At 67.1% G+C, this 20,521-nt stretch carries 19 protein-coding genes; 5 read left to right on the top strand and 14 right to left on the bottom strand.

What is annotated here, in order from left to right; translation table 11 throughout:
* Positions 1-37: 37 nt before the first annotated feature.
* From KBC94_RS19965 to KBC94_RS20025, 13 genes are all read right to left on the bottom strand, one after another.
* A complete protein-coding gene (locus KBC94_RS19965; protein WP_294374096.1) occupies positions 38-253 on the bottom strand; it encodes a hypothetical protein in 216 nt (71 codons plus the stop codon).
* Positions 253-2,085, bottom strand: coding sequence for an acyl-CoA dehydrogenase (locus tag KBC94_RS19970; RefSeq protein ID WP_294374098.1), 1,833 nt, complete (start codon positions 2,083-2,085; stop codon positions 253-255). Before KBC94_RS19970 ends, KBC94_RS19965 begins: the two co-directional genes overlap by 1 nt.
* A gap of 74 nt (positions 2,086-2,159) precedes the next feature.
* Positions 2,160-2,585, bottom strand: a complete 426-nt coding sequence (locus KBC94_RS19975) for a PaaI family thioesterase (RefSeq protein ID WP_294374101.1) — start codon at positions 2,583-2,585, stop codon at positions 2,160-2,162.
* Positions 2,586-2,616: 31 nt separating this feature from the next.
* On the bottom strand, positions 2,617-3,792 hold the full coding sequence (locus tag KBC94_RS19980; RefSeq protein ID WP_294374104.1) for an acetyl-CoA C-acyltransferase: 1,176 nt from the start codon (positions 3,790-3,792) through the stop codon (positions 2,617-2,619).
* Positions 3,789-5,291, bottom strand: coding sequence for a M20 family peptidase (locus KBC94_RS19985; RefSeq protein ID WP_294374107.1), 1,503 nt, complete (start codon positions 5,289-5,291; stop codon positions 3,789-3,791). The genes KBC94_RS19980 and KBC94_RS19985 overlap by 4 nt, the downstream gene beginning before the upstream one ends.
* Before the next feature lie 28 nt (positions 5,292-5,319).
* Positions 5,320-7,428: a 3-hydroxyacyl-CoA dehydrogenase NAD-binding domain-containing protein gene (locus tag KBC94_RS19990; protein ID WP_294374112.1), complete on the bottom strand. Its 2,109-nt coding sequence runs from the start codon at positions 7,426-7,428 to the stop codon at positions 5,320-5,322.
* Positions 7,429-7,687: 259 nt separating this feature from the next.
* Complete coding sequence (locus KBC94_RS19995) at positions 7,688-8,386, bottom strand: ABC transporter ATP-binding protein (RefSeq protein ID WP_076512112.1); 699 nt, start codon at positions 8,384-8,386, stop codon at positions 7,688-7,690.
* 1 nt (position 8,387) lies between these two features.
* Entirely contained in the window at positions 8,388-9,164 is a 777-nt protein-coding gene (locus KBC94_RS20000) for an ABC transporter ATP-binding protein (protein ID WP_294374120.1), read from the bottom strand.
* A gap of 52 nt (positions 9,165-9,216) precedes the next feature.
* A complete protein-coding gene (locus KBC94_RS20005; RefSeq protein ID WP_294374123.1) occupies positions 9,217-10,533 on the bottom strand; it encodes a branched-chain amino acid ABC transporter permease in 1,317 nt (438 codons plus the stop codon).
* A 3-nt stretch (positions 10,534-10,536) separates the two neighbouring features.
* Complete coding sequence (locus KBC94_RS20010; RefSeq protein ID WP_294374125.1) at positions 10,537-11,484, bottom strand: branched-chain amino acid ABC transporter permease; 948 nt, start codon at positions 11,482-11,484, stop codon at positions 10,537-10,539.
* A 157-nt stretch (positions 11,485-11,641) separates the two neighbouring features.
* On the bottom strand, positions 11,642-12,874 hold the full coding sequence (locus KBC94_RS20015; protein ID WP_294374127.1) for a branched-chain amino acid ABC transporter substrate-binding protein: 1,233 nt from the start codon (positions 12,872-12,874) through the stop codon (positions 11,642-11,644).
* Between the two features lie 182 nt (positions 12,875-13,056).
* A complete protein-coding gene (locus KBC94_RS20020; protein WP_294374131.1) occupies positions 13,057-14,292 on the bottom strand; it encodes a branched-chain amino acid ABC transporter substrate-binding protein in 1,236 nt (411 codons plus the stop codon).
* Positions 14,293-14,424: 132 nt separating this feature from the next.
* The gene (locus KBC94_RS20025) at positions 14,425-16,056 is read right to left on the bottom strand and encodes a 3-(methylthio)propionyl-CoA ligase (RefSeq protein WP_294374134.1); all 1,632 of its coding nucleotides are present in this window, start codon (positions 16,054-16,056) and stop codon (positions 14,425-14,427) included.
* Positions 16,057-16,252: 196 nt separating this feature from the next.
* Here KBC94_RS20025 and KBC94_RS20030 point away from each other — a divergent pair, with 196 nt between their 5' ends.
* From KBC94_RS20030 to KBC94_RS20050, 5 genes are all read left to right on the top strand, one after another.
* Complete coding sequence (locus tag KBC94_RS20030; RefSeq protein ID WP_294374136.1) at positions 16,253-17,746, top strand: YdiU family protein; 1,494 nt, start codon at positions 16,253-16,255, stop codon at positions 17,744-17,746.
* The gene (gene msrB / locus KBC94_RS20035; protein ID WP_294374138.1) at positions 17,743-18,165 is read left to right on the top strand and encodes a peptide-methionine (R)-S-oxide reductase MsrB; all 423 of its coding nucleotides are present in this window, start codon (positions 17,743-17,745) and stop codon (positions 18,163-18,165) included. Before KBC94_RS20030 ends, msrB begins: the two co-directional genes overlap by 4 nt.
* 31 nt (positions 18,166-18,196) lie before the next feature.
* Entirely contained in the window at positions 18,197-18,745 is a 549-nt protein-coding gene (locus tag KBC94_RS20040) for a septation protein A (RefSeq protein ID WP_234192178.1), read from the top strand.
* Positions 18,742-19,020 (top strand): BolA family transcriptional regulator, encoded by a 279-nt coding sequence (locus KBC94_RS20045; RefSeq protein WP_294374141.1) that lies wholly within the window; start codon positions 18,742-18,744, stop codon positions 19,018-19,020. Before KBC94_RS20040 ends, KBC94_RS20045 begins: the two co-directional genes overlap by 4 nt.
* 108 nt (positions 19,021-19,128) lie before the next feature.
* Positions 19,129-19,908 (top strand): peptidylprolyl isomerase, encoded by a 780-nt coding sequence (locus KBC94_RS20050; RefSeq protein ID WP_043114965.1) that lies wholly within the window; start codon positions 19,129-19,131, stop codon positions 19,906-19,908.
* Positions 19,909-19,962: 54 nt separating this feature from the next.
* Here KBC94_RS20050 and KBC94_RS20055 read toward each other — a convergent pair whose 3' ends face one another.
* Entirely contained in the window at positions 19,963-20,511 is a 549-nt protein-coding gene (locus tag KBC94_RS20055; protein WP_294374145.1) for a hypothetical protein, read from the bottom strand.
* Positions 20,512-20,521 lie beyond the last annotated feature (10 nt).

Genomic DNA, 20,521 nt, shown 5'->3' on the forward strand with positions numbered 1-20,521 from the left:
GGGTGAAAGGTCTCCAGATGTCGGGCCGCGAAGGCCTTCAGGGTTTGATGCGGGAACGGATGTAGATCAGCACCAAGCCGGCCAGCACGGCCACGCCACCCGGCGCGCCGATGGACCAGCCGAGCGGCTCGTCCTGGCGGGCGGTGGCGATGCCCAGCACCACGGTGAACAGGCCGGCATAGATCAGGATCCAGCTCAGCTTCTCGGTCCAGTGGCGTTGCTTGGGCGGGCGGACGGGTGCTTGGGAGGTCATCAGAAAGCGTCTTCGGGAAGGTCTGCGCAGACCGGTTCGCGGCTCTCGACCACGTTGAGCCATGCGCCGATCTTGGGCAGTTCGTAGCGATAGAAGTAGGTGGCGGCGCCGAGGCGGCCGGTGGTCGACACCGAGGTCGATCCATTGTCCTTCTCGATGGCCTTGTCGGCGACGTCCAGCCACATCCACGCCAGGACCATGTGGCCGAAGGCCTGCATGTAGGGCACCGCATTGACCAGCGCCTCGGCCGGGTTGCCAGTGGACCAGGCGGCCTGAATGGCGGCGGTGACGCGGCCGAAGGCCTGGCCCAGCGCATCGGCAAAGCCGGCGAGCTCGGGCCGGGCCGCGGCGCGGGCGATGGTCTCCTGCACGCGGGCGCCCAGCAGTTGCAGGCCCTTGCCGCCTTCCATCAGCACCTTGCGGCCCAGCAGGTCGGCGGCCTGAATGCCGTGCGTGCCCTCGTGGATCATGTTCAGGCGGTTGTCGCGCCAATACTGCTCCACCGGGAAGTCGCGCGTGTAGCCATAGCCGCCGTGGATCTGGATGGCCAGCGAATTGGCCTCCAGACACCATTCGCTGGGCCAGCTCTTGGCGATGGGCGTCAGCACTTCCAGCAGCAGGCGGGCGTCGTCCGCGGCCTCGGGCCTGCCGGTCTTCTGCTCGTCCACCAGGCGCGCGCAGTACAGCTGCAGCGCCAGCGCGCCTTCGCAGTACGCCTTCTGCGCCAGCAGCATGCGGCGCACGTCGGCGTGCTCGATGATGCGCACCTGGGGCCGGGTCGCGTCCTTGCCGGCGGGGCCCACGGGCCGGCCCTGCGGCCGGTTCTTGGCATAGTCCAGCGAAGCGTGATAACCCGCCATGCCGAGCATGACAGCGGCCGTGCCGACGCCGATGCGGGCCTCGTTCATCATGTGGAACATGCAGGCCAGGCCCTGTCCCGGCTTGCCGACCAGATAGCCCACGGCCCCGGCCTTGCCGTCGACCGGGTACTTGCCCTCGCCGAAGTTCAGCAGCGTGTTGGTGGTGCCGCGCCAGCCCAGCTTGTGGTTGAGGCCGGCCAGCGCCACGTCGTTGCGCTCGCCGGTCAGCCTGCCCTCGGTGTCCACCATCTTCTTGGGGACGATGAAGAGCGAGATGCCCTTGACGCCGGGGATCAGCTTGCCCTCGGCATCGGGGATCTTCGCCAGCACGATGTGGACGATGTTCTCGGTCAGCTCATGGTCGCCGGCCGAGATCCACATCTTGTTGCCCTTGAGCCGGTAGCGCGGGCCGAGCGGATCGTTCTCGAAGCCCTCGCCGTCCGGCACCGCCCGCGTGGCCACGTCCGACAGCGAAGAACCGGCCTGCGGCTCCGACAGGCACATGGTGCCGGCCCAGCGGCCCGAGAACTCGTTGAGCGCGAACACCTGCTTCTGCATCTCGGTGCCATGCACCATCAGCAGGTTGGCGTTGCCGCTGGTGAGCATGTTCGAGCCGATGCTCACCGAGGCCATGGCGAAGAAGGAGTTGGCCGCCGCCTGCACCGTATAGGGCAGCTGCATGCCGCCGATGTCGTAGTCCTGCGCGGCGGCCATCATGCCGCTCTCGACGAAGGCCGCATGGGCCTCGTGCGTGGCGCGCGGCAGGATCACCTTCTCGCCGTCGAAATGCGGCTCCTCCACATCCACCGTGCGATTGGCCGGCGCGTACTTCTCCCGGGCGATGCGCTCGCAGGTGTCCAGCACGGCATCGAAGGTCTCGCGCGAATGGTCGGCGAAGCGCTGGCGCTCATTCAGGCGCTCGGCATGGAGCCAGTCGTACAGCAGGAAGTCGAGGGTGTCGCGATAGCTCATGGTTGTCTCGTCGTGAAGAAGACCGCGCCCGTGCTTGACGCGGGTTTGGCGCAGTAGCGGCCTGGACGCCTTGTTCAGCCCTGCGCCGAAATCAGGGCCATCGTGCCAGCCGCCTTGACGGCCAGCGTGCGCTGCCCATCGGCTGCGACGGCGTAAACCTCAGCCTCGGCGAAGCTCAGCTGACGCCCCGCGCGCAGCACCCAGGCCTCGCACTCCAGGCGCACACCGCGGGCGCCTCGCAGGAGGGTGGTCTTGAACTCAGCGGTGACGATCCAGAAACCGTCGGGCGCCATGGTCTGTGCCGCAGCCCCCATGGTGTGGTCCGCAATGGAGGCCATCACACCCGCATGCACCACGCCCGTGTGCTGCAGGTGGCGCGGCGCGAGCGTGAGCGCCGTGCGCACCCGCCCTGCTTCGCCGCCCGTGGCCTGCACGCCCAGGTCGGCCATGAAGGGCGCACTGGCGAAGAAGCCCTGCAGCGTGGGCAGATCGACCTTCATCGCCATGCCTTCGGTGCGCGTCCGCTGAGGATCAGAGAACCTCGAACACGCCGGCAGCACCCATGCCGCCGCCGATGCACATGGTCACCACCACCTTCTTGGCACCGCGGCGCTTGCCTTCGATCAGCGCATGGCCGGTCAGGCGCTGGCCGCTCACGCCGTAGGGATGCCCCACCGCGATGGCGCCGCCGTTGACGTTCAGGCGGTCGTCCGGCAGGCCGAGCTTGTCGCGGCAGTACAGCACCTGCACGGCGAAGGCCTCGTTCAGCTCCCACAGGTCGATGTCATTGACCGTCAGGCCCAGCTTCTTGAGCACCTTCGGGATGGCGAAGACCGGGCCGATGCCCATCTCGTCGGGCTCGCAGCCGGCCACCGAGAAGCCCAGGAAGCGGCCCAGGGGTTTGAGGCCCTTGCGCTCGGCATAGGCTTCGTCAACCACCACGCAGGCGCCGCCGCCATCGGAGAACTGGCTGGCATTGCCGGCCGAGATCAGGCCGCCGGGGATGGCCGGGCGGATGCCGCTGATGCCTTCCTTGGTGGTGCCGGGGCGGATGCCTTCGTCGTTCTCGACGGTGACTTCCTTGGTGATCAGGCCCAGCTGGCCGTCGGCCACGCCGGCGAGCACGGTGATGGGGGCGATCTCGTCCTTGAACTTGCCGGCTTCCAGCGCGGCGGTGGCGCGCTGCTGGCTGCGCGCGCCGTACTCGTCCATGGCCTCGCGACCGATGTTGTAGCGCTTGGCCACCTGCTCGGCGGTCTGCAGCATGTTCCAGTAGATCTCGGGCTTGTTCTTCACCAGCCAGGGATCGGTCAGCATGTGCTTGTTGGCCTCGTTCTGCACGCAGGAGATGCTCTCCACGCCGCCGGCCACGTACACCTCGCCCTCGCCCGCGATGATGCGCTGGGCGGCGGTGGCGATGGTCTGCAGGCCCGAGGAGCAGAAGCGGTTGATGGTCATGCCCGAGGTCGTGATGGGCAGGCCGGCGCGCAGCGCGATCTGGCGCGCGATGTTGCTGCCGGTGGCGCCTTCGGGCGTGGCGCAGCCCATGATGACGTCGTCGACCTCGGCGCCATCGATGCCGGCGCGCTGCACCGCATGCTGCACGGCATGGCCGCCCAGCGTGGCGCCGTGGGTCATGTTGAAGGCACCCTTCCAGCTCTTGGCGAGCGGCGTACGGGCGGTGGAAACGATCACGGCGCGGGTCATGGTGTCTTCCTTTGAATGGAGGCGGAAACGGAAGCGGGCTGCGACGCGTTGCGCAGCAGCTGCTGGTAGAAGCCGATCATGTCGCCGTAGGCGGCGATGCTCAGGCGTTCGTTGGTGCCGTGGAAGCGAGGCAGGTCCTCGTTGTCCACACGGATGGGCGAGAAGCGGTAGACCGCCTTCGAAATGCCCGTGAAATGGCGCGAGTCGGTGGCGGCGGTCATCAGGCCGGGGGCCACCACCGCATCGGGAAAGCGCTCGCGGATGCTGCGCTCGATGAGCGCATAGCCCGTGCTGTCGGTGGGCGAGACGGGCGACGGCTCGGCATTGCCGGGGTAGGCCTTGATCTGGATGTCGTCGTCGGCGAGCGCCTTCTTCAGATGGGCCTGCACGCTGTCCAGCGTGTCGCCGGGCAGCACGCGGAAGTTGACGGCGGCCTCGGCGCGACCGGGCAGCACGTTGTCCTTGTTGCCGGCACGCACGATGGTCAGTGCGGTGGTGGTGCGCAGCATGGCGTTGCTGCTGGGGCTCTTTTCGAGCTGGCCGCGCACCAGCGGCTCGGTGAGCCACAGGTTGGAGAGCATCACACGATTGAGCGGGCTCATCTCCGGTGCCAGAGTGCCGAACATCTGGCCTGCCACGCCGCGGATGCCGCCCGGCATGGGCGCCGCTTCGAGCCGCGCCAGCGCCGCGCTCATGCGGCCGATGGCGCTGTGTGCGGGCGGCATGGAGGAATGGCCAGGCGAGGTGTCGAGCGTGAGGAAGAAGGTGCCATAACCCTTCTCCGCCAGGCCGATCAGCGCCGCCGGCTTCGACAGGCCGGGCAGCACGCCGTCGAGCACCAGCAGGCCCTCGTCGAGCACCCACTCCAGCTCGACGCCGCGCGACTGCAGCAGCTCGGCGATGGGCTTGGCGCCGCGCAGACCGCTGACTTCCTCGTCGTCGCCCATCACGAAATAGAGGGTCTGGCGCGGCTGGAAGCCGGCGGCCAGCAGCGACTCCACAGCCTCCAGCTGGGCGAGCAGGTTGCCCTTGTCGTCCATGGTGCCGCGGCCCCAGATGAAGCCGTCCTTCACCTCGCCAGCGAAGGGATCGACGCTCCAGGCACGCTCGGTGCCGGGCGCGATGGGCACCACGTCCTGGTGCGCCATCAGCGCCGCCGGCATGGCCTTGGGGTCACGCCCTTCCCAGGTGAAGAGCAGCGCATGCCGGCCCACCACCTCCTTGCGCAGCGCACCGTGCACGCGCGGGAACTGCTGGGCCAGGTATGCCTGGAACTTGTCGAACTCAGCGCTGGACTCGCCGGAGCCGTCCATCGCCGAGATGGTGCGAAAGCGGACCGCGCCGGCCAGCCGCTGCGCCGCCGAAGCGAGGTCGACGTCCGCCTTCGGCGCGGGCGCCACGGCAATCTGCCGCGAGCCCTGGCGCCAGGTGTTGATGCCCAGCGCCGCGGCAAGAAGCACCAGCGCGGCGAGAACGATCAGCAGAAGGCGGCGGATCATCGGCGGTCGGTTCAGCGGCGTTGCGGCCTCAGGCCTGGTCGAAGCCCTTGCCTTCGGCTGCCAGCTTGCGGATCAGGCCCGCCGGCTCCCAGAACTTGGCATCGTCGTTCGGGTTGCGCCCGAAGCGCTGCATCGCCTGCACCACGTTGAACAGACCCTGCTGGCTGGCGTAGTGCATCGGGCCGCCCCGGAAGATCGGGAAGCCGTAGCCCGTGATGTAGACCATGTCGATGTCGCTGGCCTTGCTGGCGATGCCGTCCTCCAGGATGTGCGCGCCCTCGTTGACCAGCGAATACACCAGGCGCTGCACGATCTCCTCATCGCTGATCTTGCGCGGCGTGATGCCCAGTTGCTTGCGGTGCTCGGCAATCATGTCCTCCACCAGCTTCGACGGAATCGCGTCGCGCTTGCCCGCCTGGTAGTCGTACCAGCCGGCCCCGGTCTTCTGCCCGAAGCGGCCCAGCTCGCACAGCTTGTCGGCCGTGCGGCTGTACTTCATGTCGGGCTGCTCCACCGAGCGGCGCTTGCGGATGGCCCAGCCGATGTCGTTGCCCGCCAGGTCGCCCATGCGGAACGGGCCCATCGCGAAGCCGAACTTCTCGATGGCCTTGTCCACCTGCGCCGGCGTCGCGCCTTCGTCCAGCAGGAAGCCCGCCTGGCGGCTGTACTGCTCGATCATGCGGTTGCCGATGAAGCCGTCGCACACGCCCGAGACCACGGCCGTCTTCTTGATCTTCTTGGCCAGGCTCATCACCGTGGCCAGCACGTCCTTGCCCGTCCTGGCGCCGCGCACCACTTCCAGCAGCTTCATCACGTTGGCCGGGCTGAAGAAGTGCATGCCGATGACGTCCTGCGGACGCTTCGTGAAGGCCGCGATCTTGTCGACGTCGAGCGTGGAGGTGTTGGAGGCCAGGATGGCGCCTTGCTTGGCGACGGCATCGAGCTGGGTGAACACCTTCTCCTTGACGCCCAGTTCCTCGAACACGGCCTCGATGATCAGGTCGCAGTCCTTCAGGTCGTCGTAGCTCAGCGTGGTCTTGAGCAGCGCCATGCGCTCCTCGTACTTCTCGGGCTTGAGCTTGCCCTTCTTGACCTGGGCCTCGTAGTTCTTTCGGATGGTGGCCACGCCGCGGTCCAGCGCTTCCTGCTTCATCTCCAGGATGGTCACCGGAATGCCGGCGTTCAGGAAGTTCATGCTGATGCCACCGCCCATCGTGCCGGCACCGATCACGCCCACCGTCCTGATGGCGCGCTGCGGCGTGTCGTCGGGCACGTCGGCGATCTTGCCAGCCGCGCGCTCGGCCATGAACAGATGGCGCAGCGCCGCCGATTCGGGCGTGAACATCAGGGCGATGAAGTTCTGGCGCTCGAAGGCCATGCCGTCGTCGAACTTCATCTTGGTGGCGGCCTGCACCGCCTCCACGCACTTGAGCGGCGCGGGATAGTTCTTCGACATGCCGCCCACCATGTTCTTGGCGAACTGGAAGTAGGCATCGCCCTGCGGATGGCGGCAGGGCAGGTTGCGCACCAGCGGCAGGTCGCCGCCCTTGGCGGCCACCTCGCGGGCGAAGGCGATGGCTTCTTCGAGCACCGACTCAGCCGAGCCGGCCATCTTGTCGAACAGCTTCTGGCCCGGCAGGCCGGCCAAGCGCTCGCTCTTGACCGGCTCGCCGCTCACGATCATGTTGAGGGCGGCCTCGACGCCCAGCACGCGCGGCAGGCGCTGCGTACCGCCAGCGCCGGGGATCAGGCCCAGCTTGACCTCGGGCAGCGCCACGTTGGTGCCCGGTGCGGCCACGCGGTAGTGGCAGCCCAGGGCCAGTTCCAGCCCGCCACCCATGCAGACCGAATGGATGGCGGCCACCAGCGGCTTGGTCGAGGCTTCGAGCGCGAGGATCACCGACAGCAGGTTGGGCTCGGCCAGCGCCTTGGGCGAGCCGAATTCCTTGATGTCCGCGCCGCCGGAGAAGGCCTTGCCCGCGCCGGTGATCACCACGGCCTTGACGGCCGAGTCGGCCAGGGCCTTGGCCAGGCCGTCGGTGATGCCGATCCGCGTGGCATAGCCCAGGCCGTTGACCGGCGGGTTGCTCATGGTGATCACGGCCACGTCGCCGTGGACTTTGTATTCAGCCGTCATGCTGCGTTCCTTGGGTTGCGATGAGGGAGCGTTCGGAGCCTTGCGCAGGTCGCCGGCGAGCCCGGCGTGCGCTGTTGTCTCCTAAAAAAGCACGAGTGTTCTTTTCGGGGCATTCTAGGCAGATCGCATGTCGCGACAACCGGCGCCAGTCGCTCCCGGGACAAACAGCCGCGAGCTTGCACCGGCGACCGCTCGAAGGCAAAAAAGAAGGGGCTCGCGCCCCCACTTTCGGCAGGGCCAAGGCCCTTGCATGGAAGCTTCAGACCTCCAGCCATTCCTTGCGGATGTTGGCGTCCGCCCGCAAGCCGTCGGGGGTGCCGTCGTACACGATGCTGCCGTGGCCCATGACCAGCGCCCGGTCGGAGATGTGCATGGCGATGGTGAGCTTCTGCTCGATGAGCAGCACCGACACGCCCTTGTCCTTGAGCGTGCGCAGGTACTGGCCCACCAGCTCGACGATCTTGGGCGCCAGGCCCTCGGTCGGCTCGTCGATGATGATGAGTTCGGGGTCGCCCATCAGCGTGCGGCACAGCGTCAGCATCTGCTGCTCGCCGCCCGAGAGCACGCCGGCCTCGGTGTGCTGGCGCTCCTTGAGGCGCGGGAACATCTGGTACATGTCGTCGAAGCCCCAGCGGCTGCCCTTGCCCGCGCCCTTCTGGCCCAGCATCAGGTTCTGGTGCACGGTGAGCTTGGGGAAGATGTCGCGGTTCTCCGGCACGTAGCCGATGCCCAGATGTGCGATCTCGTAGGCCTTGCGGCGCAGGATGTTCTGGCCTTTCCAGTGCACCGCGCCCTCCCCGTGGACCAGCCCCATGATGGCCTTGGCCGTGGTGGAACGGCCCGAGCCGTTGCGCCCCAGCAGCGCGACGATCTCGCCCGGCTGGATGGCGAAGGAGACGCCATGCAGCACGTGGCTCTTGCCGTAGTAAGCATGCAGGTCTTCGACCTTGAGCGTCATCTCAGTGTCCTCCTTGTTCGTCGGCCACTGGCGATCCCAGGTAGGCCTCCTGCACGCGCGCGTTGGCGCGCACGGCCTCGGGCGTGTCGAAGGCGATGACCTCGCCGTACACCACCACCGCGATCTTGTCGGCCAGGCCGAAGACCACGCCCATGTCGTGCTCCACCGTGAGCAGCGTCTTGCCGACGGTCACTTCCTTGATCAGGTTGATGAAGTGCGTGGTCTCAGTCTTGCTCATGCCGGCCGTGGGTTCGTCCAGCAGGATCACGCTGGCGCCGCCGGCGATGGTCACGCCGATCTCCAGCGCGCGCTGCTCGGCATAGGTCAGGTTGACGGCCAGCACGTCGCGCTTGCGCTCCAGCCCCACCTGGCGCAGCAGCACCTCGGTGCGCTCGTTGGCATCGTCCAGCCGCGAGAGGAAGCGCAGGAAGGTGTAGCGGTAGCCCAGGCTCCACAGCACGCCGCAGCGCAGGTTCTCGAACACCGACAGCTTGGGGAAGATGTTGGTGATCTGGAAGCTGCGCGACAGCCCCTTTCGGTTGATCTCGTACGGCTGCTGGCCATCGATCCGTTCGCCGTGCAGCAGTACCTCGCCGCTGGTGGGATGCAGCCGGCCGCTGATCAGGTTGAACAGCGTGGACTTGCCCGCGCCGTTGGGGCCGATGACCGCGATGCGCTCGCCGGCGCGCACCGCCAGGTTGGCGCCGCGGATGATCTCGGTGCGGCCGAAGCTCTTGCGAAGGTCCTTCAGTTCGATCGCGTATTCGCTGTTGCTCATGCTTGGCTCTCCACGCGGGCCATTGAATGTCGGGGTGCCATGTTCATGCCCTTCATGCGGCCGTCTCCTGACGCTTGATCTGCGCCTCGATCTCCTCCTGCGCCTGGCCCCAGCGGCGGGCGAAGCGGCGGCGGACCTGGTCGAACAGTGCCAGACCCACCAGCGCGACGGCGGCGACCAGCGTCCAGTGCGTGGCCGAGGACGTGTCCAGGGCGATGCCAAAGAAGCTCACCGTCGGCCCGAGCGCCGCATTGAGCTGCATGTGGTAGAGCATCTCGACGATGCCCGCGAAGCCCGCCGCCATCAGCGCGCCCGTGGCCGCCAGGCCGACATAGAGCCAGGTGAAGCGACCCAGCTTGCCGAAGCGCGCCACCCGCACGTTCATCATGATCAGGCTGGCCACGCCGCCGGGCGCGAACATCACCATGAACAGGAAAACCAGCCCCAGATAGAGCAGCCAGGCCTTGCTCAGCTCCGACAGCAGGATCGATGCGAACACCAGCAGCACGGCGCCGATGATGGGACCGAAGAAGAAGGTCGCGCCGCCGAGGAAGGTGAACAGCAGGTAGCCGCCCGAACGGATCGTGGAAAGGCTGTCCGACGCGTTGACGATCTCGAAGTTGATGGCAGCCAGCCCGCCACCGATGCCGGCGAAGAAGCCCGCGATGATGAACGAGAGATAGCGCACGCGCTGCGTGTTGTAGCCCACGAACTCGACGCGCTCCGGGTTGTCGCGCACCGCGTTCAGCATTCGGCCCAGCGGCGTGCCGGTGAAGGCGAACATCAGCGCCGTGCAGATGAAGCAGTAGACGGCGATCAGGTAGTACACCTGGATCTGCGGCCCGAAGTTCCACATCAGGAACTTGCCGTAGACGCGGTCGGTGGTGATGCCGCCCTCGCCGCCGAAGAAGCCCGGGAACATCAGCGACATGGCCGCCACCAGTTCACCGATGCCCAGGGTGATCATGGCGAAGGTGGTGCCCGACTTCTTGGTGGTGACGAAGCCGAAGAGGGCCGCGAAGAAGGCGCCCGCCACGCCGGCCACCACCGGGATCAGCACCAGCGGCATCGGGATCTGGCCCTTGGAGGCCATGTTCATCGCATGCACTGCGGCGAAGGAGCCCAGGCCAGTGTAGACGGCATGGCCGAAGCTCAGCATGCCGCCCTGCCCCAGCAGGATGTTGTACGACAGGCAGATGATGATCAGGTAGCCGATCTGCGAGAGCATCGTCAGCGCCAGGCTGCTGGTGAACACCAGCGGCGCCACGATCAGCACCAGCGCGAACAGGCCCCACACGAGGATGCGGCCGAGGTTCAGCGGCTTGAAGCGGTAGTAGGTCGTCGGCGAAGTCATGGGAAGGGCACTCATCGATCAGTCCTCACGGGTTCCAAGCAGGCCCTTGGGCCGGAAGATCAGGATCAGCACGAGGAAGAGGTAAGGCAGGATGGGCGCCACCTGCGAGATCGTGAGCTTGAGCAAGGGATAGCCGAAGGTCTGCTCGGTCACCGCCATGCCCAGGGCACGCAGGCCAGAGGCCATGGACTGGTCCAGCGCCACGGCGAAGGTCTGCACCACACCGATCAGCAGCGAGGCCAGGAAGGCACCGGCCAGCGAACCCATGCCGCCCACGACCACCACCACGAAGATGATCGACCCCACCGAGGCGGCCATGGCCGGCTCGGTGACGTAGGTATTGCCGCCGATCACGCCGGCCAGGCCGGCCAGCGCGGCGCCGCCGCCAAACACCAGCATGAAGACGCGCGGCACGTTGTGGCCCAGTGCCTCGACCATCTCCGGATGCTTGAGCGCCGCCTGGATCACCAGCCCGATGCGGGTGCGGGTGAGCAGCAGCCACACGGCCAGGAGCATCAGCAGCGCCACCAGCATGATGAAGGAGCGCGACTTGGGGAACTGCGTGCCGTACAGCGTGAAGAGCGGCCCCTGCAGCGCCTCGGGCAGGCCGTAGGGCACTGTCGAGCGGCCCCACACCAGTTGCACCACTTCGAGGATGAGATAGGACAGGCCGAAGGTGACCAGCAGTTCGGGCACATGGCCGAACTTGTGGACCCGGCGCAGGCTGTAGCGCTCGAAGGCCGCGCCCAGCACCCCCACCAGCAGCGGCGCGATGAACAGCGCAGGCCAGAAGCCGAGCACGCCCGAGAGCGTGTACGCGAAGTAGGCACCCAGCATGTAGAAGCTGGTGTGCGCGAAGTTGAGCACCCCCATCATGCTGAAGATGAGGGTCAGGCCGGAGCTGAGCATGAAGAGCAGCAGCCCGTAGCTCACGCCGTTCAGAAGAGAGATGAGAAAGAATTCCACTGTCGTCGAGCCTCAGGAAAACAACCGGCCCCGGGACCGGAGTCGGTCTCCGGCGGGCGCGGTGAGCATGGCCGGCGCGGCGCGCCGGCTGGCAGCGGAGGGGCCGCATCCGGGCCGGCGCGCAACATGCCGGCGCGGCCCGTGCTACCCGACGGTATCAGGACGGCCGCTTCATCTGGCAGCTGGTCGGCGTGCTGGCCACGTAGGGCTCGTAGTACTTGACCGGCGCCAGCGTGTAGCCCGTGTTCTCGGGGCTGTAGGGGTACTTGGCGCTGGCCTTCTCCCAGCGGGTGATCCACAGGCCCTGCTGCAGCTGGTGGTCGGCCTTGCGCATCTCGACGTCGCCATTGAAGCTCTTGAACTTCATGCCTTCCATGGCGGCCGCCACCTTCACCGGGTCGGTGGACTTGGTCTTGACGAAGGCCTCGTTCAACATGGAGAAGGCCGTGTAGATCACGGTCGTGTACATGTCGTCGTTGAACTTCTTCTTGTAGGCCTCGGTCAGCGGCTTGATGGGACCGTCGGCGTTGTAGTGGCTGTAGCCGACCTGGTAGACCTTGCCATCCGACGCTGCGCCCATGGCCGTGGGCGTGCCGCTGGTGACGGCGTAGTAGGTGTAGTACTTGACGTTGAGGCCGGCGTCGTTGCCCGCCTTGATCAGCAGCGCCAGGTCGGAGCCCCAGTTGCCGGTGATCACCGTGTCGGCGCCCGACTGCTTGATCTTGGCGATGTACGGCGCGAAGTCGCGCACCTGCGCCAGCGGATGCAGGTCGTCGCCCACGATCTGCACGTCGGGCCGCTTGCGGGCCAGGTTCTCCTTGGCGAACTTGCTGACCTGCTGGCCGTGCGAATAGTTCTGGTTGATCAGGTAGACCTTCTTGATGTCCGGCTGATCCTTCATGTAGGTGGTCAGCGCCTCCATCTTCATGGAGGTGTCAGCGTCCAGGCGGAAGTGCCAGTAGCTGCACTTGCTGTTGGTGAGGTCCGGGTCCACCGCCGCGTAGTTGATGTAGACCACCTCCTTGCCCGGGTTGCGCGCGTTGTGCTTCTCGAGCGCGTCCATGATGGCCAGGGCCGGGCCGGAGCCGTTGCCCTGCACGACATAACGCGCGCCCTGGTCCATGGCCGAGCGCAGCGCGGCGGTGGTCTCCTGCGGGCTCAGCTTGTTGTCGATGCCGATGATCTCGAACTTGACGCCGGCCGCATTCTTCTTGTTGAACTCCTCGGCCAGGAACTGGAAGGTCTTGAGCTGGTTGGTGCCCACCGCCGCCATCAGGCCCGACAGCGGGTCGAGCCACGCGATCTTGACGGTCTCGCCCTGCTGGGCGAAAGCGGGGGCGCCGAAAGCCAGGATGCAGGCGGCGGCAGTCAGGTTGAAAGAGGTCTTCAAGGCATGTCTCCTGTGTGGTGTCCCGGGTGCCGGAACTTGCACGAGCGTACAGTGCTTCACTGCGCGCTCGCTAGGGGAAAGCCCCGCGATTCCCCTCTGGAGAAAGCCTTTTCTATCACCCGGGCGACAGCCGCCGCCGCACCATTTCTACCCTCGGGTAGCACACGACTGGTGCATGCGCGTCAGGGCCGCTTCATCTGGCAGCTGGTGGGCGTGCTGGCCACGTAGGGTTCGTAGTACTTGACCGGCGCGAAGGTGTAGCCGGTGTTCTCCGCGTCGTACGGATACTTGCCGCCGGCCTTCTCCCAGCGCGTGATGTACAGGCCCTGCTGCAGCTGGTGGTCGGCCTTGCGCATCTCGACTTCGCCGTTGAAGCTCTTGATCTTCATGCCCTCCAGTGCCGCGGCCACCTTGACGGGGTCGGTCGACTTCGTCTTCACAAAGGCCGCATCCAGCAGCGCGAAGGTGTGATAGATCGAGTTCTGCGTCATGTCGTCGTTCATGCGCTTCTTGAAGTCGGCCATCAGCGGCTGGATCGGCGGGCCCATGTTGTAGTGGCCGTAGCCCACCACGTACACCTTGCCGGCGGCCGAGGCGCCCATGGCCGTGGGCGCGCCCGAGCCGAAGGCGTAGTAGGTGTAGAACTTCACCGTGTCCAGCAGGCCGGCGTCGTTGGCGGCCTTGATGAGCAGCGCCAGGTCGGAGCCCCAGTTGCCGGTGATCACCGTGTCGGCGCCCGACTGCTTGATCTTGGCGATGTACGGGGCGAAGTCGCGCACCTGCGCCAGCGGATGCAGGTCGTCGCCCACGATCTGGATGTCGGGCCGCTTGCGCGCCAGGTTCTCCTTGGCGAACTTGCTCACCTGCTGGCCGTGCGAGTAGTTCTGGCCGATGAGGTAGACCTTCTTGATCTCCGGCTGGTCCTTCATGTAGGTGGTCAGCGCCTCCATCTTCATGGAGGTGTCGGCGTCCAGGCGGAAGTGCCAGTAGCTGCACTTGCCGTTGGTGAGGTCCGGGTCCACCGCCGCGTAGTTGAAGTACACAACCTCCTTGCCGGGATTGCGGGCGTTGTGCTTTTCGAGCGCATCGATGATGGCCAGCGCCGGACCGGAGCCGTTGCCCTGGGTCACGTAGCGTGCGCCCTGGTCCATGGCCGAGCGCAGCGCGGCCGTGGTCTCCTGCGGGCTCAGCTTGTTGTCGATGCCGATGATCTCGAACTTGACGCCCGAGGCATTGGTCTTGTTGAAGTGTTCGGCCAACAGCTGGTAGGTCTTGAGCTGATTGGTGCCGACCGCAGCCATGAGACCCGAGAGCGGGTCCATCCAGGCGATCTTCACGGTCTCGCCCTTCTGGGCGAAGGCGCTGGTGGCCATCACGGCCAGCGCGGCGGCGGCAAGGTGCTTCAAGCGGACATTCATCGGTGTTGTCTCCGGGTGTTGGGTCCGCGCAGCGTAGCCACCGGGCCGCCGCCGGCGCTCAGGGAACACCCGAAAAAAAGGCCGCGGATGCGGCCTTCCCTATCGCGCAGGCGACAGCCCGCCGTGAATGGCTCAGAGCCCGGGCAGCTTGTAGTCCTTGAGCAGCTCGCGGATGCGCGTCTTGAGGATCTTGCCGGTGGCGCCCAGCGGGATCGCGTCGACGAACACCACGTCGTCGGGGATCTGCCACTTGGCCGTCTTGCCTTCGTAGAACTTCAGCAGTTCCTCGCGCGTGACCTCGGCGCCGGCCTTCTTTGCCACCACGACGATGGGCCGCTCGTCCCACTTGGGGTGGAACACGCCGATGCAGGCCGCCATGGCCACGGCGGGATGGGCCACGGCGATGTTCTCGATGTCGATGGAGCTGATCCATTCGCCACCGGACTTGATCACGTCCTTGCTGCGATCGGTGATCTGCATGAAGCCGTCAGCGTCGATGGTGGCTACGTCGCCGGTGGGGAACCAGCCGCCCCCGCGCAGCGGGTCGCCGCCCTCGCCCTTGAAGTACTCCTTGACGATCCACGGGCCCTTGACCAGCAGGTCGCCGTAGGTCTTGCCGTCCCAGGGCAGCTCCTCGCCGTCGTCGCCGACGATCTTCATGTCCACGCCGAAGATGGCACGGCCCTGTTTCATGCGCAGCGCCAACTGCTCCTCGGCAGGCAGCGACAGGTGCTTGTTCTTGAGCGTGCACAGGGTTCCCAGCGGGCTCATCTCGGTCATGCCCCAGGCATGCAGCACGTCCACGCCGTACTGCTCGCGGAAGGCGTTGATCATGGCCGGCGGGCAGGCAGAGCCGCCGATCACCGTGCGGTTGAGCTTGCTGAACTTGAGGCCCTGCGCCTGCATGTGGCCCAGCAGCATCTGCCAGACCGTGGGCACGCCGGCCGCGAAGGTCACACCCTCGGCCTCGATCAGCTCGTAGACCGACTTGCCGTCCAGCGCCGGGCCGGGGAACACCACCTTGGCGCCCACCAGCGCCGCGGAGTACGGAATGCCCCAGGCATTGACGTGGAACATGGGCACCACCGGCAGCACCGAATCGCGCGCCGACAGGCACATCACGTCGGGCAGGCAGGCGGCGTAGGCGTGGAGGATGGTCGAGCGGTGGCTGTAGAGCGCGGCCTTGGGGTTGCCGGTGGTGCCACTCGTGTAGCACATGCTGGAGGCCGAGTTCTCGTCGAAGCTGGGCCAGTCGTAGGTATCGGCCTGGCCCCCGATCCAGTTTTCGTAGCTGACGAGGCCGGGCACGCCGGTGTCGGGCGGCAGCCTGTCGGCATCGCACAGGGCCACCCACTTCTTCACCGTCGGGCAGCGCGCGTGCACAGCCTGGACCAGCGGCAGGAAGCTGAGGTCGAAGCACAGCACCTGATCTTCGGCATGGTTGGCGATCCAGGCGATCTGGTCGGGATGCAGGCGCGGGTTGATGGTGTGCAGCACGCGGCCGCTGCCCGAGACGCCGTAGTACAGCTCCAGGTGGCGGTAGCCGTTCCAGGCCAGCGTGGCCACCCGGTCGGAGAACAGAAGGCCTTCGGCCTCCACGGCGTTGGCCACCTGGCGGGCGCGGCGTGCGCAGTCGGCCCAGGTGTAGCGGTGGATGTCGCCCTCGACACGGCGCGAGACGATCTGGCCGTCGCCGTGATGGCGCTCGGCGAACTCGAGCAGGTTGGAAATCAGCAGGGGGCGGTCTTGCATCAGGCCCAGCATGTGGGAGGCTCCTTGGTGGCGAAGGCGAAGGGGATCGTGTGTCGCATGGCTGCGCGGCAGCCCGGGCGTGGAATGCTGGCGCCGGGCGCGCCGGCCATGGACAAGGCCGGCCGAGTATTGCGCAGTGCAGCATGCGCACCCCATCGGGAATCCCCGTAAATCCGGCGGGCGAAAGGGCTTCACGGACAATCTGGCGATGAGTTCCCTGCCCTCGTCCAGCCCCTTCGTGCCCAGCGTGGAGGGCCATGCCGCACCGCACTGGCGCGAAGGCTTCGCGAGCCTCGGCCCGGCCTTCTTCACCCGCCTGCGCCCCACGCCCCTGCCCTCGCCGACGCTGATCGCCACCAGCGAGCCGACGCGGCAGTTGCTGGGCTGGTCGCGCGACTGGCTCGAATCGCCCGAAGCCCTGCAGGCCCTGGCCGGCAATGCCGTGCTGGAAGGCAGCGATCCGCTCGCCACGGTCTACAGCGGTCACCAATTCGGCGTCTGGGCCGGGCAGTTGGGCGACGGCCGTGCGATCCTGCTCGGTGAGACCGACAGCGGCTTCGAGGTCCAGCTCAAGGGCGCGGGCCGCACGCCCTACTCGCGGATGGGCGACGGCCGGGCCGTGCTGCGCTCCAGCATCCGCGAGTTCCTGTGCAGCGAGGCGATGCATGCCCTGGGCATTCCCACCACGCGGGCGCTGGCACTGGTCGGCTCGCCCGCGCCGGTCGCCCGCGAAAGCATCGAGACCGCCGCTGTCGTGACCCGCGTCGCGCCCAGCTTCATCCGCTTCGGCCACTTCGAGCATTTCGCCGGCCGCGGGCAGCACGAGGAACTGCGCCAGCTGGCCGATTTCGTCATCGACCGGTTCTACCCCGATTGCCGCGGCGACACCCGCTTCGGCGGCAATGCCTACGCCAGCCTGCTCAATGCCGTGAGCGAGCGCACCGCCGCACTGATGGCGCAGTGGCAGGCCGTGGGCTTCTGCCATGGCGTGATGAACACGGACAACATGTCCATCCTGGGCCTGACCATCGACTACGGGCCCTTCCAGTTCCTCGATGGCTTCAACCCGGCCCACGTCTGCAACCACAGCGATTCGCAGGGCCGTTACGCCTACAACGCCCAGCCCAACGTCGCCTACTGGAACCTCTTCTGCCTGGCGCAGGCCCTGATGCCGCTGATCGGCGAGGAGGAACTGGCGCTGGCCGCGCTCAAGTCCTACCGCGAGGTCTTCCCTCTGCGCTTCGAAGCCGCCATGCTGGCCAAACTGGGCCTCGCCCAGCCCGTGGCCGGCGATGCCGCCCTGCTGGAGGCGCTGCTGCGCGTGATGGCGGCCGAGCGCATCGACTGGACCATCTTCTGGCGCCGCTTCGCCCACTACCGTGCCGGCGGCCCGGCCGATCCGCTGGACGACCTGTTCGTCGACCGCACGAGCTGGCGACACTGGCTGTCGGCCTTCGAGCGCCGCCCGACCGAGGCCGACGCGGCGGCGGCCGTGGCTACACTGCGCGCCAATCCGCGCTTCGTGCTGCGGAACCACCTGGGCCAGCAGGCCATCGAAGCCGCTCAGAAGGGCGACTTCTCCGGCGTCCACACCTTGCTTGCGCTGCTGGAGGCCCCATTTGACGAGCATCCCGGCATGGACGCCTATGCCGACTTCCCGCCCGACTGGGCATCTGCCATCGAGATCAGTTGCTCCTCATGACCGAACCGACCATCCGCAAGACCGACGCCGAGTGGAAGGCCCTGCTGGCCGAAAAGGGCGCCGAGCCCGCCGCCTTCAACGTCACCCGCCATGCCGCCACCGAGCGGCCCTTCACCGGCAAGTATGAGGCCCACTGGGCCGACGGCAGCTACCACTGCATCTGCTGCGGCGCCAAGCTGTTCGACTCCGACACCAAGTTCGACGCCGGCTGCGGCTGGCCCAGCTTCTCGGCCGAGGCCGTACCGGGTGCCATCACCGAGCACGTCGACCGCTCGCACGGCATGGTGCGCACCGAGACCGTGTGCAGCCAGTGCGGTGCGCACCTGGGCCATGTCTTTCCCGACGGGCCGGCACCCACCGGCCTGCGCTATTGCATGAACTCGGCCTCGCTGGACTTCAAGCCCGAAGACGGCGAATGAGCCACCACGAAGGCGCCCACCCATTCCCTGCATGAAAGCCCTGCTCGACTTCCTGCCGATCGTCCTGTTCTTCGGCGCCTTCAAGTTCTATGGCATCTACGTCGCCACCGGCGTGCTGATGGCCGCCACGGTGGTGCAGATGGCCATCGTCTACGCCATGGAGCGCCGGCTGCAGCCCATGCAAAAGGCGACGCTGGTGCTGATCCTGCTGTTCGGTGGCCTCACCCTGGCGCTGCACGACGACCGCTTCATCAAATGGAAGCCGACGGTGCTCTACGGCGCCATGGCCCTCGCGCTGGCCGTGGCCCTGTGGGGCATGGGCCGCAACGTGCTCAAGATGCTGCTGGGCAGCCAGCTGGTGCTGCCCGATCGCATCTGGCGCCGCCTGGGCGTGGCCTGGGTGTTCTATTGCGCCTTCATGTCGGCCATCAACGCCTACGTCGCGCTGTACTTCAGCACCGACGCGTGGGTCAACTTCAAGCTGTGGGGCTACGTCTTCCCCATCGCATTCCTGGTGGCGCAGGGCCTGTATGTGGCGCCGCATCTGCAGGCCCAGCCGGACGATAAGGAGTCGGCATGACCGGGGTCACTTCGGGCCTGCCGCGCGTGGAGGAACTCGAGGCCGCATTGCGCGCGCTGCTGCAGCCCACCCATCTCGAAGTGCTGGACGAAAGTGCCGCCCATGCGGGCCACTCCGGTGCCGGTCCGGCGGGCTGGGGCACCCACTTCCGGGTGCGCATCGCGTCTCCGCTTTTCGAGGGCCGCACGCGGGTGGCGCGGCATCGCCTTGTGTATGATGCCGTCCAGCCTTTTGTTTCACGCGGCCTGCACGCGATCGCCATCGAGACACTTTGAGCAAGCGCTGCGCCGGTCCCACCGGCACCTGCCGCCAGGCCTCTTTCCCCCTCCCCTCCATCGGCCCGATTCCGGCGCCAATCCGACCCTCCTAGCCGTTTTCCGATCATGAAAAAACAAGTGCTCCACGTCCTGGCCGCTGCCGCGCTGGCGGCTTCGCTGCCTGCCCTGGCGCAGAACGCCGCCATCGTCAACGGCAAGCCCGTGCCGAAGGCGCGCATGGAGGTGCTGGCCCAGCAACTGGCCGCCGCCGGCCGGCCGGTGACGCCCGAAATGCAGGACCAGCTACGCGAAGAAGTGATCACGCGCGAAGTCTTCATGCAGGAAGCGCAGAAGCAGGGTCTGGACCGCAGCGACGAGTTCAAGGCGCAGATGGAGCTGGCCCGCCAGGCCATCCTGATCCGCCAGCTGTTCGACAACTACCGCAAGACCAATCCGGTCACCGACGCCGAGATCCAGGCCGAGTACGACAAGATCGCGGCGGCCAACAGCGGCAAGGAATACCACGCCCGCCACATCCTGGTGCCGACCGAGGACGAGGCCAACAAGATCCTGGCCGAGCTCAAGAAGGGCGCCAAGTTCGAAGACCTGGCCAAGAAGTACTCGAAGGACCCGGGCTCCGGCGCCAACGGCGGCGACCTGGACTGGACCACCCCGGCCAGCCTGGTGCCTGAGTTCTCGCAGGCCATGGTCAAGCTCAAGAAGGGCGAGACCACCGCGGCGCCGGTCAAGTCCGAATTCGGCTGGCACATCATCCGCCTGGACGACACGCGCGAGATGCAGTTCCCCAAGCTGGACGAGGTGAAGGCCCAACTGACGCAGCAGATGCAGCAGCAGAAGCTGCAGAAGTACCAGGAAGAGCTGCGCAGCAAGGCGCGCGTCGAATAAATCCGCCGGCCACCGCCGGGTGGCGACGGTTCGGGGCGCCCGGCGCCCGACTCGTCAATTCATGAATCGCGGCCCGGATGCTTCCTGCGTCCGGGCCGTTTCGCCATCTGGCGCCGCCAGGCCCCACCCGCCGCGCTCCGCGCCCTGCAACAGCAGGGTCTGCAAGGCCGTGGCCGCCGCAGCCGGCACGTTCAATTCCACGTCGCGGCCATCGGTGGTACGCCAGCGAATGGTCAGCTGGCCTGCCGCATCGCTGCCCACGGGCACCGAGAGCGTGACCTCGCCCACCACCGGGATGACCCCTTCGAGCAGCGGGAGGGATCCAGCGGGCGCCTGGGGCGGCGTGGCGAAATCCGCATCGCGCAGCGCCTGGGCGCGCGCGGATTCGGCCAGCAGATCCGCCGCGCCTTCGGACAGCGGCACCGCCCCCCATTCCGCCGCCACATGGGCGCGCGAAACCGCCTGGTGCAACGGGCCGTAGAGCGCCAGCAGCAGGCGGCGCGTGATCCAGAGGCTCAGCCGCTCCCCGGTCTGCGTGCTCAGGTGCAGCAGCAGCCGGTCTTCCGGCGCGACGTACTCGACGGTGATCTGGTGCAGTTGCATGGGCGCGAGT

It is taken from the genome of Pseudacidovorax sp. (assembly GCF_017991995.1).
Classification (GTDB): domain Bacteria; phylum Pseudomonadota; class Gammaproteobacteria; order Burkholderiales; family Burkholderiaceae_C; genus Xenophilus.